The 13,389-nt window shown below is 57.8% G+C and carries 18 protein-coding genes; 13 read left to right on the top strand and 5 right to left on the bottom strand.

Features of this window, described 5'->3' with window-relative positions:
* Positions 1 to 123: 123 nt before the first annotated feature.
* Positions 124 to 849, top strand: a complete 726-nt coding sequence (locus C442_RS17485; RefSeq protein WP_049943075.1) for a hypothetical protein — start codon at positions 124 to 126, stop codon at positions 847 to 849.
* On the opposite strand, the gene C442_RS17480 is transcribed toward C442_RS17485, so the two are convergent.
* Entirely contained in the window at positions 846 to 1,448 is a 603-nt protein-coding gene (locus tag C442_RS17480) for a hypothetical protein (RefSeq protein WP_152418480.1), read from the bottom strand. The two genes, C442_RS17485 and C442_RS17480, sit on opposite strands and share 4 nt — an antisense overlap.
* A gap of 106 nt (positions 1,449 to 1,554) precedes the next feature.
* Here C442_RS17480 and C442_RS17475 point away from each other — a divergent pair, with 106 nt between their 5' ends.
* Positions 1,555 to 2,628, top strand: a complete 1,074-nt coding sequence (locus C442_RS17475; protein WP_008312789.1) for a Cdc6/Cdc18 family protein — start codon at positions 1,555 to 1,557, stop codon at positions 2,626 to 2,628.
* A 137-nt stretch (positions 2,629 to 2,765) separates the two neighbouring features.
* On the opposite strand, the gene C442_RS17470 is transcribed toward C442_RS17475, so the two are convergent.
* On the bottom strand, positions 2,766 to 5,798 hold the full coding sequence (locus C442_RS17470) for an Eco57I restriction-modification methylase domain-containing protein (RefSeq protein WP_008312788.1): 3,033 nt from the start codon (positions 5,796 to 5,798) through the stop codon (positions 2,766 to 2,768).
* Between the two features lie 600 nt (positions 5,799 to 6,398).
* On the opposite strand from C442_RS17470, the gene C442_RS17465 reads away from it, so the two are divergent.
* A complete protein-coding gene (locus tag C442_RS17465; protein WP_230458844.1) occupies positions 6,399 to 6,641 on the top strand; it encodes a hypothetical protein in 243 nt (80 codons plus the stop codon).
* A 5-nt stretch (positions 6,642 to 6,646) separates the two neighbouring features.
* Here C442_RS17465 and C442_RS17460 read toward each other — a convergent pair whose 3' ends face one another.
* Positions 6,647 to 6,892 (bottom strand): PhiH1 repressor-like protein, encoded by a 246-nt coding sequence (locus C442_RS17460; RefSeq protein ID WP_008312784.1) that lies wholly within the window; start codon positions 6,890 to 6,892, stop codon positions 6,647 to 6,649.
* A gap of 252 nt (positions 6,893 to 7,144) precedes the next feature.
* Between C442_RS17460 and C442_RS17455 the strand changes: the two genes are divergently transcribed.
* The 10 genes from C442_RS17455 to C442_RS21850 all read left to right on the top strand — a co-directional run bounded on the left by C442_RS17455 (position 7,145) and on the right by C442_RS21850 (position 11,142).
* Complete coding sequence (locus tag C442_RS17455) at positions 7,145 to 7,522, top strand: hypothetical protein (protein WP_008312782.1); 378 nt, start codon at positions 7,145 to 7,147, stop codon at positions 7,520 to 7,522.
* On the top strand, positions 7,522 to 7,737 hold the full coding sequence (locus C442_RS17450) for a hypothetical protein (protein ID WP_008312780.1): 216 nt from the start codon (positions 7,522 to 7,524) through the stop codon (positions 7,735 to 7,737). The genes C442_RS17455 and C442_RS17450 overlap by 1 nt, the downstream gene beginning before the upstream one ends.
* Positions 7,737 to 8,066, top strand: a complete 330-nt coding sequence (locus C442_RS17445) for a hypothetical protein (protein WP_008312778.1) — start codon at positions 7,737 to 7,739, stop codon at positions 8,064 to 8,066. Before C442_RS17450 ends, C442_RS17445 begins: the two co-directional genes overlap by 1 nt.
* Positions 8,067 to 8,543, top strand: a complete 477-nt coding sequence (locus tag C442_RS17440; protein WP_008312777.1) for a hypothetical protein — start codon at positions 8,067 to 8,069, stop codon at positions 8,541 to 8,543.
* Positions 8,543 to 8,842, top strand: coding sequence for a hypothetical protein (locus tag C442_RS17435; protein ID WP_008312776.1), 300 nt, complete (start codon positions 8,543 to 8,545; stop codon positions 8,840 to 8,842). Before C442_RS17440 ends, C442_RS17435 begins: the two co-directional genes overlap by 1 nt.
* Positions 8,835 to 9,080 carry a hypothetical protein gene (locus C442_RS17430; protein ID WP_008312775.1) on the top strand — a complete coding sequence of 82 codons (246 nt, stop codon included), beginning with the start codon at positions 8,835 to 8,837 and terminating at the stop codon, positions 9,078 to 9,080. Before C442_RS17435 ends, C442_RS17430 begins: the two co-directional genes overlap by 8 nt.
* Positions 9,077 to 9,307, top strand: a complete 231-nt coding sequence (locus C442_RS21580) for a hypothetical protein (protein WP_152418479.1) — start codon at positions 9,077 to 9,079, stop codon at positions 9,305 to 9,307. The genes C442_RS17430 and C442_RS21580 overlap by 4 nt, the downstream gene beginning before the upstream one ends.
* A complete protein-coding gene (locus tag C442_RS17425; RefSeq protein WP_008312774.1) occupies positions 9,304 to 10,581 on the top strand; it encodes a MarR family transcriptional regulator in 1,278 nt (425 codons plus the stop codon). The genes C442_RS21580 and C442_RS17425 overlap by 4 nt, the downstream gene beginning before the upstream one ends.
* A gap of 85 nt (positions 10,582 to 10,666) precedes the next feature.
* Positions 10,667 to 10,975 (top strand): hypothetical protein, encoded by a 309-nt coding sequence (locus C442_RS17420; RefSeq protein ID WP_008312773.1) that lies wholly within the window; start codon positions 10,667 to 10,669, stop codon positions 10,973 to 10,975.
* Positions 10,975 to 11,142, top strand: a complete 168-nt coding sequence (locus tag C442_RS21850; protein ID WP_155120729.1) for a hypothetical protein — start codon at positions 10,975 to 10,977, stop codon at positions 11,140 to 11,142. Before C442_RS17420 ends, C442_RS21850 begins: the two co-directional genes overlap by 1 nt.
* Before the next feature lies 1 nt (position 11,143).
* Here C442_RS21850 and C442_RS17415 read toward each other — a convergent pair whose 3' ends face one another.
* Both C442_RS17415 and C442_RS17410 read right to left on the bottom strand, forming a co-directional pair.
* Positions 11,144 to 12,355 (bottom strand): tyrosine-type recombinase/integrase, encoded by a 1,212-nt coding sequence (locus tag C442_RS17415; protein ID WP_049943085.1) that lies wholly within the window; start codon positions 12,353 to 12,355, stop codon positions 11,144 to 11,146.
* A 254-nt stretch (positions 12,356 to 12,609) separates the two neighbouring features.
* Positions 12,610 to 13,200, bottom strand: a complete 591-nt coding sequence (locus tag C442_RS17410; RefSeq protein WP_008312771.1) for a HalX domain-containing protein — start codon at positions 13,198 to 13,200, stop codon at positions 12,610 to 12,612.
* Positions 13,201 to 13,389 lie beyond the last annotated feature (189 nt).

The raw sequence follows: 13,389 nt of genomic DNA, 5'->3' as shown, positions 1-13,389 counted from the left end.
AACGAGGAGTAAACCGAATATAACTAAAAGACAAGATTATCGTTTTCCGACCACCATATAAAGCTATTATCGAAGATAGTACCCACGGAGCAGGTTTTATATAATCGGGGCTGTTGGAATCATATGTACATGACAGAAATGACTGACCGTGGTGATGGACATCCCGACAACAAAGACGGGCCACCACTTGAGCATTTCAGGAAAAAACTTTCCGCCAGTGGTAGCGGCGGCGGCGTATCGCTCCACTTTGATGCACACTTTGCCTCTGAATACCAGCTCGATCCAGAGACAGAGGTTGATGTCCAAGTTGTGGAAGAGAACGGGGATGTCAAGCTTGAGATCAGAAATATCCCCGCAGGCTTCACGTACAACGACTTGGAGGAGTTCGCCGATGCACGAGGCTGGCTCAAGACAGATGAGTACGCCTCTGAAGACACGGATGAGTGGTACCTCACCTACCGAAGTGAGAGCGAAGCGGTCCGGATCGAAATCGACTCCGAGTCACAAATCAACGGGAGTGTGGTAAACAATGTGATCATCCAAAGCGATCCCATCGATGTCACCGGGGACAAAGAATTGTACAACCGGCTGTGTGCACAGGCAGTCCGAAAGGACCTCCGTGTCCAAGTAGATGATACCAAAGGACTCTGGAACCAACTCCGTGGGTCGCCAGATTACGAAACTGACGACGCCCCCAGTGAAGAGACGTTTGAACAGTTGAGCAACGCTGCAGAACAGGTCCGCGCGCAGTTGGTCTGTCAACGCACATCGCTGAAGACCACCGTTGACGATCTCGAAGAGATTGTCAGCGAAATGGAATCCGCATACAGCGAGTTGGCAGATAACTAATCCTCTGCCTCACATTCCTTGAGCAAATCCGTTACAAGCTGTTTGACTACGCGGCGCGTTGGGTCCTCCAGAGCATCGATCTGTCGCTGTTCAAACTCGGCTCTCTCGATACTTCGGAGTACTCCTTGACGCTCTTGTCGATCAAGCCAGCCAGCCCCAATATCATCTTCTAGTACTGTTGTTAGTTCTGCAAAAATATCTAAGCCGCATTCTTTCGCGGCTAGTTTCCAGTCTTCGACCATGTCCTCTTTTTCACGACTGGCAAGTACGATTACCGCGTCAGCTGGTTGAATGACTGTCTGCAGCTCGTCCGTTATTTTACCTGGTGCATCGGCCAAGACAAGTCGCTCGTCTCGCCCCTCAAACATAGCTTGCCGTTCCTCAGCACGCTCTTGAGACCACTCTACATCCCGCTTTTGTTCAACCTCGTCGTCGGTGTCGACAAGCGCCGCCAGTGAATTATCTGTGACATCCAATGGCATCCATGTGAATGAGATATTGTATGAGCGGTTTCGTTTACGTTCTCGGATAACCTGAATCATGCAGGCAGTGAATGTACTCTTGCCAGAATGAGGGGGCCCACAGACCACTACTTTCATACAACATAATCATGATATCCAAAGGTAATATCATTTGGGACGAACAAAAATACGTTTCCGGACATCACGCACCCATTTATATACCACGCTATCATCAGTCGCTGACATGATTGCGGACCGGTCGGTCTTTGACGACAAGTACGCCCCGCAACGCCTCCTCCATCGCGACGCTGCCGTCGATCGGCTTGCCACCGCGCTCGCACCCACAAAATGCGGTCAGCAAGGCGACGACCTCCTCATTGAAGGGTCGCCCGGCGTTGGGAAGACTGTCCTGGCGCAACACACACTCAGCCAGCTGTCCGAGCGCCACGATCTCGACTACACCCACGTCGAGTGTATGGGAGCGTCGACGGCGAGCATCATCCGAGAAGTACTGGCGGCGGTCGGGCCCAAACCCGCTACCAACACGCCGCTCGAAGACCTGTGTCTCTCCTTGCGCGAGCGAGTTGAGGACCCGCTGGTGGTTATCCTCGACGAGGCCTCTGACATCCACGACACCAAGGCGCTCGAACGGCTGGCTGATGTCACCGGCATCTCGCTGGTGATCATCTGCTACGACGCTACCGAGTGGCTGACCCACGCCCCCAGACGGATCACCCATCGGTTGCACGGACAGACGCTGGCGCTGGATCGCTACGGCACCGATGAGCTGGCCGACATTCTCGAACCCCGCGCGGAAAAGGGACTGGACCATGGCGTCGTCGCTCGACGCCAGCTCGAAATGATCGCCGACGAGGTCGCCGGCGTCGCCCGCTTCGGGATCTACTCGCTGCTGGCCGCGGCGACACTGGCACAGGATCGGGACCACCACACTGTTCGCGATGAAGACGTCGCCGGCGCATATCCATTGGCCCGGGAGTGGATGCGGCAGGCAGCGCTGGACTCGCTGTCGTTCCATCACCACCTGCTCTACGCTCTGGTACGGGACGCCGGGGAGATCGACGGTGAGACATTGCATGACCGCTACGACGCTGTCGCGGATCGAGCGTACGACGGCCGCTCGCGAACGCCGCTGGCGGAGCGGTCACAGCGCCGGAAGCTCCGAAAGCTCGATGAGTATGACCTTGTTGAGCGGCTGGGCTCAACGCGGGACCGGCGGTATGCGGTTATCGACCAGAGTGTCCGGCCCGGCTACGATATCGACCTGAGTAGAGCACTCCAATCTGGCCTGCAAGATTAATTGCTGTGCGGGGGTTTTCTCAGACCGCTGGGTGAGAGGAGTTCTTCGTAGTAGTCTTTGCCAGCGTGTTGTGGAAGCGGTCTGATGGTCGGGTCGGCTCGTGGGGCCAAGACGGTTGACCGTAGTCGAGAGTGAAATTAGTCGTCTTCGCCAGCGTCCGGAAATAGTTCTCGGATAATCCGGAGACGCTGAAGTTTCTTGAGTTCGTTCCAGATTCGAGGCCGTTTCTCGTCTGGAATATCGTATAGGTCTAACGCCGCACGCTCAATTTCCCAATCCAAGTCCTCGTCTATTTGTTCATCGTCACTGGTGGCATTTTTGACCAAGTTTACGAACTTGTCATAGGCTTCTCTCTCATCAGGGTCGTCAAAATCAACAACCGGGATAGGGAGCGACATAATATCTGTCTGCGTGTGGCGTGGATACGATTGCCACTCTACGATACCTTGAGTCTTCGAGTAGTAGTAGAGCATAGCCCGTGAGTTCAGGAAGCCAAGGAAGTATTCAATGTCGTAGTTACTGAACGGTTCCTCTCGGTCGTCCTTGGGCCGGAACGAGAAGACTGCCTGAAGACACCGAGCGTCAGAGTAATCGACGGTAGTGAAGAAGCCAACGCTCGCCTGCCGAATAAGCAGTTTCGGCGGCTCATATCGCCAATTATCTTTCAATCCTACACCATCAACACCTTCGTCGATATATGCGCGGTCACTCATCCGGTAGCGATTGACGTGTTCGCCAAAGTAGACTGGAGTATCACAGTCCTCTGTCGGCTCTTCTTGGATGATTTTTCGAGTGCTAATTGCTTCCTCAAACTCGTATTCTTCTCCGCAATGTGAACAGGTCTTGTCGTAGTAGCCACCCCCTTTGCTTTCTGCCCGTTTGCGTGGGAATGTATCCCACTCCATACAATAAGGACATTTCATGACATTCCCTTCTCGACCGATCTCGTCGCCCCGACCGTTGTCGATTACATCATCCCATGCAACGGTGTTCGCTTCCATTATATCCAGAATTTCATAGTCTTCTTCGCCTGCCCAGACAGCGATTTGATATTCGTCATCTTCCGCAAACCGCCGTTGCTTCGTGACATTCTTTCTATTTTCTAAAATACTTGAAAGAGCCTCACCACCGCTACCCATCATCCGTTGCCGGTCGGATTTTTGTATCAGCCCAACCCTCGCCTCGTGTTCATCTGTAGGGGATTCATTTGTGTACTGAACGATAGCAGTTCCAGCATAGACATTATCAAATATACCCTCACCAAGTTTGAAAACCTGATTTACTCGCTGGTTTTCAACCAACCACTGACGGAGAGGCAATGTATTCTTGTTTAGCAGGCTGTCAGGAACTATGAAACCGAGTGTCCCACCCTCTGCTAACACATCTTCTCCTAATTCTAAAAAGAGCTCATACGAGTCGTATTGGCCCTCAGCCAGTTCGTATCCCCTCTCACTTTCCAACCACGCGTCGTATCCGCCCATTTCTGCACCCCACGGCGGATTGCCGACAATCACGTCGAAGCCCCCTCGTTCCTCAAAGATGTGGTCGAACTCTTTTTCCCATTCAAACGCACCCATCTCTTCGGCTTCCTCTACGGTAATATCGAGAATATCCGCCACTTCCTCGGGCGACCCGTTCAGCAGGCTGTTTCCGGTGCGAATGTTGTCTTCGAGTATCGCTGGTAGTTTTTCGTTCTTTTCCAGTGCTTTCAATAACAGATTTACCGTGGCAATTTCGGTCGCCTGATAGTCCAAGTCCACTCCGAAAATATTGTTCCGAAGGATGTGTCGCTTGTAGTCGGACGGTACTGTTTGGGCGGCTGAATACTCATGTATGCCCATATCTCCGTTTACCGACCGAACCAGTGACCGGAACTCCTCGTAAGCGTCTACCAGTAGGTCGAATGACTTAATCAGGAAACTGCCACTCCCACATGACACGTCCAAGACAGTAATGCCCTCGATAGCGTTGAACTCGTCACGGGCGGCTTCAAAATCTGGCTCGTTGCCTTCCAACTCTCTTCGAACGTTTGCCATTATAGCGTCAAGTCGGTCGCCCAATACGCTCTCAACGATGTATTCAACCACCGGAACTGGCGTATAGTAGATGCCTTCTTCTTGACGTTCATCCGGATGTTCGACCAGTTCCAAGTCCTCGGATTTATCATCAATAGCGTGACCGAGATAGTCCTCGTAGATGTTCCCGAGTACGTCAGCATCTATATACGAGAAGTTGTAGTCGTACAGCGAGTCGATAGTATCTAACAGTACGTCGTTTGAGATTTCGTAATCTTCGCATGGGTGTTCCGCAAACAACTCGGAGTTGTAGACTGAATCGAAATCACGGAACGCGTTTTTCAGGTCACGAACCAGTGTCCGCACGTCTGGATTAATCGTGGTCTGTTCCCACGACTCGGCCATATTCAGTAACGTATCTGCGGGTATCACACCACGGTCTTCCGCGACACGCATGACTACTACCCGGTCTAAAATTCTCTGTACGCTGTCTCGAAGTTCGTCCATCGACAGGTCAGGGTGAGAGTTGTGTACGTCCTGTGTGAGGCGACGACGTGCTTCTGATAGGACGTTCAGAATCTCTTCGGTGACTGTATCACGCTCTCGTGTTCTTTCCAGTCGGTCAAGTGACCCGTCCGCAACAGCGGCTTTAGAGAGATTTGCCAGTCGTTCGAACCCGTCTTCAGATGTGTACTCATCCGCTGAAAGAGTGAATACCAGACCAGTTTCAAGGTTGTCCTTGCTGACGTGCGTAAAGTAGAGTCGGAGTTCATCGAAGTTGGTCAGGACAGCCCAATCACACCCTTGGTGCCATGCGTAGTCTATCGCTTGTTCGGCATAGGGCTGTGTTTCGTCACTGCTCACCCGACGACTCCCGTCGAGGTCTTCCGAGAACGACTTTGCCTCAATGAAGAACTGTTCACGTCCATTGAGACTCAATGCGTAGTCGGCTTCTCCGACAAGTGTCCGCTGTTCAGGTTTCACTTGGTCTGTCGTCGTATCCCATCCGAGCGCTCGAAGAAGGGGATTGATGAACTGCTGTCGGACGGTGGCTTCCTTCATTTGCTTCCGCTCGTGGGGAGAATGAGATTGGTAGCCGTCTACCAACTCCTGTATGGCGTCCTTGTCAATGTCTTCAGTTTCCTGAACGCTCATATACGAAGTTGCTTCAACTCTACCGTCTCGTCTTATCAAACCATCGTAAAAGAAGTAGGCTGGCTGAATTACGCAACCATTCTTATCGTGTGTCGTTCTACAGCATAGTATGGCTGGTCAGAAAGGGCCAATTGGATGGAGCCTGTCATAGAATCTGTCTCATAGCGTGAGTTTCTCACGGACCGGATTATCTCCCCGCGCGAAATTGTCGATTGCAACGACAATCCGGAGACACAGCGCAAGGAGCACGGCCCGGTTATTCTGCTGTGTTGAATAGCGGTGCTGGTTAGGACAGTAGAAATTTGAGTCGACTTGTCAGGGGCTAGTGCCAGCAATCTCAGAACCGGCGCTGCCTCACCGTGGCTTAGGAGGCGCTATTCAACACAACACAGCGTATCATAGAATACATCTCACACCCTCTACCTGCGATTATACAGTTTTCATTTCGCGCATAAGCCCGTATCTTCGTCAGTTATTAGTTTTATTCAATATTGGTGTCATGGATAATAACTGTTGAGAACTATTGTATGACACGCTCCAGCAGATTATTCGGACATCTAGCACCTTTTTAAGCAATATCCACCCCTCGGTGTAGCGTGTATGCCACAGAAAATGAGTATCCGGGACTACGCCGGCAACGAAGTTGAGGTGCGCCAGCAGGGCCGCAGCGAGGACGGCCACCGACTGAAGGTCACGCACCCCGATGGCCGGCGCTGGATCTGCCAAGTCAGTCTGTCCGGCGAGATGGACGTCGAGAGCACGTACCGCGATGGAGAACTCGCCGATATCGAGACGCCCGACTGGCTGGAAGATGAGCTATCGCTGATAGCACAGCCCGCGTGAGAATGTCAGGACTCGTCGACGGGGTCGAGCGTGCTGGCGTCGAGTTCCTCGTCAAGAAAGGCCCGACCGTCGTCGGTGAGTCGGTACAGGCCAGTTCCCAACCGCTCGACAAGTCCATACTTTGCCAGCTCCGAGAGCCGGTTACTGGCGTAGTTGGCGACAGTCACGTCGAATGTGTTTTCCAACGCATCAGGTGTCATGTTGCCCTCGTCACGCATCGTCTCCAAGATGTGTTCATCAACGGGGCGCATCCACTCTGCACGTTGTCTAACCACGTTGCACTGTCGCGCTGTGAAACTCATAGTGATTCCGGTAAGCACCTATACGGACACTGACTGTATAAATCTGTACCTAGTTATAGGTTATTTGCTGTGAGTCTCACAGCAAGAACTATTAATCGGGCAACTCAAGAGTTATTTGACCCGGGCCTTCCGGCCCACGAAAGGCCGGCGTACTGGTACTACGCCGGGCTCGGGTCGAACCTCAGCATGAGGTTTCCGAGCATGAACAAAGACGGACATCGGGCTCATAAAAGTGAGCCCAACGAGAGCGGCATAGTCGACCGTGCAGACGGTCGTGATACTCCAGAACACAGAAGCACTCAGAAAACGGACTCGCGCGAAGACGCGAGTCACCCGGAGAGGACTCAGATAGGGGCCTGTCCCTCCACTAGCACCGCTGGCCCACAGGCCGATAACACTGCCGACGACCACCTCGATAACGACACTACTGCGGACACCCGCATCGAGGCCGCCTCGAAACTCCGCACGCTCGCGGATGACCTCGAACGCGCGGCGCGACACTCGGCGGCCGACGGCGTCGACGTGTCCGTGCATGTGACCGTCGAGGAGACGTTCCGTGGCTCGTGGGGTGACGACTGATGTCGGAAGCCTCCGCGCGCGCCCAGCGCCGGGCCCGCGAACGCCAGCACACCCTGCCAGAGGAGATGGCCTGTATCGAGGACCCGACCGGTGTGCTGCTCGCGCCGACGGCCGACATCCAGCTCACTGCGTTCGCGAACGTCACGGTCGCGACGACTGAGTCCGAGGAATGGATCAAGAGCAACGTCGTGGTCGAGCGGGAGGCGTGGTGCTGATGGCCGGCGCAATCACCCGTGACGAACGACGCCATCGGATCGAGCAAGACGACGGCGACCTCGACGACACCGTCTACCGAGTCCGGACAAGTGGCCGCGGCGACATCTGCTATCACGACGACCCGGACTGTGCCGACCTCACGACCGATGATCCAGCGGACATGACCCGGCGGGAGTGTCACCGCCGGCTGTATCCGGCCTGCACGAAGTGTGTCCTCGACCAGCCACACGGCGGTCGTAGCGACCAGCGGCCCTCGCTGCGGCACAAACTCGATGAGGTCGACTACGAGTTCGAATGGGACCGCAAGCACGGCGAGGAGGTGGCGTAGATGGCGGCCACATCACGCCAGCCTGCGACGCGAAGCCACCCACCGAACGAGGACCTCTCGTGGGACCTGGACCAGCTCCCACTACCGGCCGACCAGTCTGCGACCGACGCCGCACTGGCCGCCCTCGACGAGGCCGACAACGGCCAACGCAAGACGGTCAAGCGTGTCCGGGCGGCACTGTGTGGCGAGATTCCCGCCGACGAACCGCGCCCGATTGACTGGCTGCGGGCCATCCAACACACCGGCGGCGACCTCGTCGTAGTGACCTGGTCAAGCGCTGGGTTCAACGAGATCGAGTACGTTCCTGATGAGGGGCGGTTTTTCATCGCTGGCTACTCGTCGCTGGACCGACTCCAAAACGAGGACCCCTACTTCCGGGAGGTCGCTACCCGGTCCGCTGCGAAGGACCTGCTCCATGGAGCGCCCCGGGCTGTGACCGCTGACGAAGCCACGCTGGTCGAGGGAGGTACGGACTGATGGCGGTTGCTGACTGTCAGGACTGCTCGTGGTCCGAGACCGCGCAGGATCTCGTGTCGGCGAGCGACGAAGCCGAGCGCCACGAACGCAAGGAACGGCATGATGTTGAGGTCAAGCGCGTTGCAACGGACGGTGGCGTGAGCCGTCGCGACGCCATCGCGACCACGGCCCAGCTGACCGGCGTCGGCGACCAAGACACTACCTGCCAACACGGCGTCGTTGGCTGTCCCGGACCAGAGGGCGACTGGCTCGACAGCTGTGTTGAGTGCTTTTTCGAGGGTGGTGACGACGATGTCTGAGGGCGACACCTACGACGTCGACGGCGAGGTTGGCGTCCTGGACGACGACGGCGAGGCCATCGAAAAGGCTGCGGCTCGGGTCCGCGGTGAACACGTCGCGACGGTCTATCTCATCGACACTGGTGAGGCAACCCACGTCTGGCCGGGCGGCTACCCGACCGGCGCGGAGGCCAACGACGACTGGACAGTCATGACCGCGTGGTGGCACGTCGACACCGTTCGGAGGCGGATATCATGACGCGACGGCCAGCTATCGAGAACCGGCCGGGTGGACCCGGGCTTAGCCCTAATCTCTGGGACATGCACCGGCGTCACGTCGCCGCTGCGAACCACATGCAGGCCGAAGGCTGCTACGTCTCGTATTGTTCCGTCCACAGCGGCTACGATCGCACGTTACACCCCTACATCCACGGTCGACGGCCAGCAGATATCGTCGCGGCAGTGCGGGAGGTGCTCAGTCTGTGAGCAACCCGCTGTTCGACGCCCTCGACGGTCACTTCCGGGGTGAACGAGTCCGTGTCGTCGGCAACGACGGCACCACCTACGAGGGCTGGGCCGAGCGCCTGCACCACCACGACCGCCATGTCCTGCTCCGTGACGCGGTCAACGTGGACCGCGACGATGATATCGGGACGGCCTACGTCGCCCACTGCGATAGCATCGAGATTCTAGAGGCCAAGAGTCACATCGAGACAGTCAGTCCCGACGCCATCGAGCCAGCGCCGTACGCCGTTCGCGAATTCGACCGTGAGGGGAACTGCGGCTACATCGATCGTGTCCGTAACGACGGCTGGACCGGCTCGTTCCCCGTCGTCCGCCCCGTCGACGGCACGGAAGATTTCGAGGTCGTTGAAGGACACAAACGCCTGTGGGTCGCCGAGCAAGCCGGCCTCACCACGCACCCGGTCGAGATCATCGACGTCGACGATTGGGAGCTCGCCCGACGTTTCGTCGTCGACCACCTACCCGATGAGGAGCAGGTCCACGACGACGGCACGGCCACGGGCTGTTACGATGACGCCCAGATCGAGATCGTTATCGACCGGCTCACCGACGAGTGGGGCGAGCGTGCGTTTTCCCTCCCGCGGGTCCAGTTCAATGCCGACCGGCTCGGGTTCGACGTCGACGGTGATGCCACCGAGCAAGAGGCGGGCTCCACTGACACGGCCGATGACACAGATGACGAGGCGGCCGATGCCGACGTCGAAGTCGCTGTTGACGACGACGAGTTGTCAGAGCTACCGCCAACAGGCGAGGAGGTACTCGCTGCCCTCGCCGAGCATGGTGAGCTCCCCAGTGCCGAGCTAAAACACATTACCCAGCGGAGCTTGCAGGCTATCTCAACGAATCTCAACGCCCTCGAAGAGATGGGGCGCGTCGAGTCGCGGGCAGATCCCGATGACGGCCGCCGACAGCTCTACTCACTTGTCGACGAAAGCAAGCGAGATGACCACCGCGTCGGTGACCCTATCGACAAGGACAGCGCCGGTGCACAAGAGGCCGAGGCCGACGGTGGCGTCACGACTGAGTCGGATGGAGATCTGCCGCCGGGTGTCACAGCACAGGATATCCGTGATGCCGTCGAGAGAGTTGAGGGACGCCAGCGTGAGGGACTCAGTTACCTCGGCGACGTCGCTGACGAGCTGAACGTTCGGGAAGCCAGAGCGCGCCTGTTCTGTCACACCGTCGGTGTGTACGACCAGGTAACCGACGCCAGCGGCTACCGGGGTGAGGCCTGATGCAGCCGGTTCATCATGGTCTTGTGATGCTGCTCTTGGGGCTCGCCTCGCTGGTCGTGACCGCCTTCATCGTGGGGGCGATACCATGACCACCACCCGGGGCAACGCTGACTGGGTCGACTGCATTCGCTGTGGTGGCACCGGTGAACACGTCGAATGCATCGACGATATCTGTCACGCGAAGGGCCACTGCATGCACGGCGACAATTGCTGTGCGCTGTGTGAGGGACTGGGCCGTATCACCACCGAACTCGCCACGCGATGGCGCCAGCGCGATTCCTTCGAGGGGGTAACCGCGCCGGCGCCGGACCTGCGAGCCCGAGGGAAACTTCACGCCGTCGCTCGCGACGTTCGCGAGGATCCCGAACAGTCACTGCAGGAGGCTGATTTCTGATGAGTAAAACTGCTGATACACAAATTGACGACCCTGACGACGACCGACTCGAAACGCTGTACAACGTCCACGAAGAGCTGCAGACCATCGCCGAGAGCGACGTTCCCTACGCCGAATATGCGGAAAACTGGCTTGCGTCTCTTCGGGAGGCTGGCTACGATGTCTGAGTCACTCGTCCAGTCCTTCGATACGGATGGAGACGTCGTCGCCGATTTCAGCTTCGACGGTCGCGATGGCTTCGGCAAGGTCGCTGTCGGCGGCGACCATGCTGTCCATCGCATCCTGTCGCTGGCGTTCGGCCTCTTCGGCCGCGGACTGGGAGAGGACTTGGCCACACCACACGCAGGCGTCTTTCTCCCGGGGCGTCTTCTGCTCACAGCGCGGGCAGACGATGGGGCCGACAGAGTCGGGTTCGTCAGCTTCGACATCGAGGCCGTGGGCGCGGGCGATCTCCCGCTCGCTGGCGTCGTCGAAGACGGCGATGTACCGGCTCGCGATGTCGGATCCACGCGTCCAGCCGTGGTGTTCTTCGAGGTGGGCCTGCGAGACGCCCTGCGAGGCGAGATAGCTGGCCGAGGACTTTCGGAAGTGCGTCGGCGTGACGGTCTTGTCGACGCCGGCGCGGTCGGCGACGTCTTTCAGTGCGTCACGGACACGGTTGTTCGAGATGCTCTCTGGCGACGAGAGCTTGCACCACAGCGGGTCGGTGTCGCCGCCGGGGTGATCGTCGAGCCATCGGCGGACATAGGGGACCGATGGGACGAGGACGGGCGACCGGCGACCGTTCTTCCCGTTGAGTGTGACCTGCAGGCCGTAGTCGTGGTCGACGATATCGCCGGGCGTGAGGTCGTAGAGCTCGCCGGGGCGGGGGCCCAGATCCCATGCGAGGGCGACCAGTGCCCGGTCGCGGGAGTTGAGGCAGGCGTCCAGCATCGGCTGGATGTCGTCGGCCCAGTCCAGCATGGTTGCGGGGTTTGGTGCCGGGTCGTAGTTGTCGGGATACCCGCCGGGGACCCACTCGACAGCGTCCGGATACTCGTCACCGTCGGTGACGATCTTCCCGATCGTGCGGAACGCGACGCGGTAGTCCTTGTTCGTCTCGGGACTGCCGGTCTGTTCGGTGTTGATCCACTGGACGATATCTTCCGCGGCTTCGCGGTCGTCGACGCCATCGGCGAGCCCGCCGACACGCTTCGCGATGATGAGCCCACGCCGCAGCAGGAACTCGTGGCGGTGGTCGGAGAACTCACTGGGGCCCAGCAGGCGAATCTGCCGGTCGAGGTCGAGGAGGAGGTCCCGGTCGGCGTCGCTGATGTCATAGTGACCGTCCTCAAGGCGGTCGACCATGGTGTCGACGGCGCTGGCGGGGTTGTCGGTCATGTAGACAGTGCCACGGGCGACGGGCATGTAAAGCTCGGGTATATTGCCCTCCCCGGGCATTTTCCAGATCACATCGGCCAGCAGCCAGCAGCATCACTGGCCCGTGCCGAACAAACGGTACGCGACTAGCCCGAGCAGGGCTGTTCCGAGCGATCAGACGGTATCCTCGCCGAGTCGCTCCCGAACGCTGTCGTGCTTGTCACGACTGTTTGGAGACGTAGATGGTAGTTTCGTGGGAAAAGAACCGCCAGCGGTCAGCCAGACGAGAGGCCGCCGCCGGGGAACTCCTGAAACACGGCCTCAAAGTCGTCAATCTCTGCGGCCGTGGAATCGGCTGTCTCGCGGAGTTCTTCGAGTCGCTCGCTGACAGTCCGGTACTCGTCGCTGGCTTCCAGTTGCGCGGTGTTCTTCTGCGTTTCCAGCGTCGCCTTCTTCGAGGCCACGGCGAAGTACTCCTGCACCTGATCGTCGTACGTGGTCCGGACGAGCATCTCCGAGACGGTGTCGAGGAGGTCCTCGCGGCTGACCGGCTTAGTCAGGTACTCGTCGAAGGGCATCTCGACGATGTCGAAGTCCGGGTCGACGGCCGTTACCATCACTACCGCCGGGTCGATACCCCGTTCCGCGATGGTATCGAGGACTTCGTCACCGCTCATATCGGGCATCTGCCGGTCCAGAAAGACGACGTCGACGGACGCGTCGACTAACTGGAGCGCTTCCGTACCGCTGTGTGCGGTCCGAACGTCGTGTGCGGTCAGCAGCCACGTCGAATACAGATCCGCGATATCTTGTTCATCGTCGACGACGAGCACCGTTGCCTCCTCCGTCTCACCACGCTTTTGCACTTGTTATCCCTCCTGTCGACTCACGTACTGCTCTCACGGTGACTTTCCCGAACAGCAAGATAAAGGTACCCAGCATATTATCGATTCTGAGAACACTGCAGTTGGTCTGTTGACTTTTTCATGGAGGCGTGCTGTCACAAGGCAGTGACTTATCCCAGAGATGTTAACATAGCGGCGACCGTACCCTGT

The organism is Haloarcula amylolytica JCM 13557 (assembly GCF_000336615.1).
Classification (GTDB): Archaea; Halobacteriota; Halobacteria; order Halobacteriales; family Haloarculaceae; genus Haloarcula; species Haloarcula amylolytica.
The sequence above is the reverse complement of the archived record's forward strand: the minus strand, read 5'-3'. Positions and strand labels throughout refer to the sequence as shown.

Bases quoted from the DNA above. Each gene is read 5' to 3' on its own strand.
- C442_RS17445 (WP_008312778.1), top strand. From the start codon at position 7,737: ATGGCCGGCGCAATCACCCGTGACGAACGACGCCATCGGATCGAGCAA.
- C442_RS17460 (WP_008312784.1), bottom strand. From the start codon at position 6,892: ATGCGCCCCGTTGATGAACACATCTTGGAGACGATGCGTGACGAGGGC.
- C442_RS17455 (WP_008312782.1), top strand. From the start codon at position 7,145: ATGAACAAAGACGGACATCGGGCTCATAAAAGTGAGCCCAACGAGAGC.
- C442_RS21850 (WP_155120729.1), top strand. From the start codon at position 10,975: ATGAGTAAAACTGCTGATACACAAATTGACGACCCTGACGACGACCGA.
- C442_RS17485 (WP_049943075.1), top strand. From the start codon at position 124: ATGTACATGACAGAAATGACTGACCGTGGTGATGGACATCCCGACAAC.
- C442_RS17415 (WP_049943085.1), bottom strand. From the start codon at position 12,355: ATGACCGACAACCCCGCCAGCGCCGTCGACACCATGGTCGACCGCCTT.
- C442_RS17470 (WP_008312788.1), bottom strand. From the start codon at position 5,798: ATGAGCGTTCAGGAAACTGAAGACATTGACAAGGACGCCATACAGGAG.
- C442_RS17480 (WP_152418480.1), bottom strand. From the start codon at position 1,448: ATGAAAGTAGTGGTCTGTGGGCCCCCTCATTCTGGCAAGAGTACATTC.
- C442_RS17465 (WP_230458844.1), top strand. From the start codon at position 6,399: ATGCCACAGAAAATGAGTATCCGGGACTACGCCGGCAACGAAGTTGAG.
- C442_RS21580 (WP_152418479.1), top strand. From the start codon at position 9,077: ATGACGCGACGGCCAGCTATCGAGAACCGGCCGGGTGGACCCGGGCTT.
- C442_RS17440 (WP_008312777.1), top strand. From the start codon at position 8,067: ATGGCGGCCACATCACGCCAGCCTGCGACGCGAAGCCACCCACCGAAC.
- C442_RS17475 (WP_008312789.1), top strand. From the start codon at position 1,555: ATGATTGCGGACCGGTCGGTCTTTGACGACAAGTACGCCCCGCAACGC.
- C442_RS17430 (WP_008312775.1), top strand. From the start codon at position 8,835: ATGTCTGAGGGCGACACCTACGACGTCGACGGCGAGGTTGGCGTCCTG.
- C442_RS17420 (WP_008312773.1), top strand. From the start codon at position 10,667: ATGACCACCACCCGGGGCAACGCTGACTGGGTCGACTGCATTCGCTGT.
- C442_RS17450 (WP_008312780.1), top strand. From the start codon at position 7,522: ATGTCGGAAGCCTCCGCGCGCGCCCAGCGCCGGGCCCGCGAACGCCAG.
- C442_RS17435 (WP_008312776.1), top strand. From the start codon at position 8,543: ATGGCGGTTGCTGACTGTCAGGACTGCTCGTGGTCCGAGACCGCGCAG.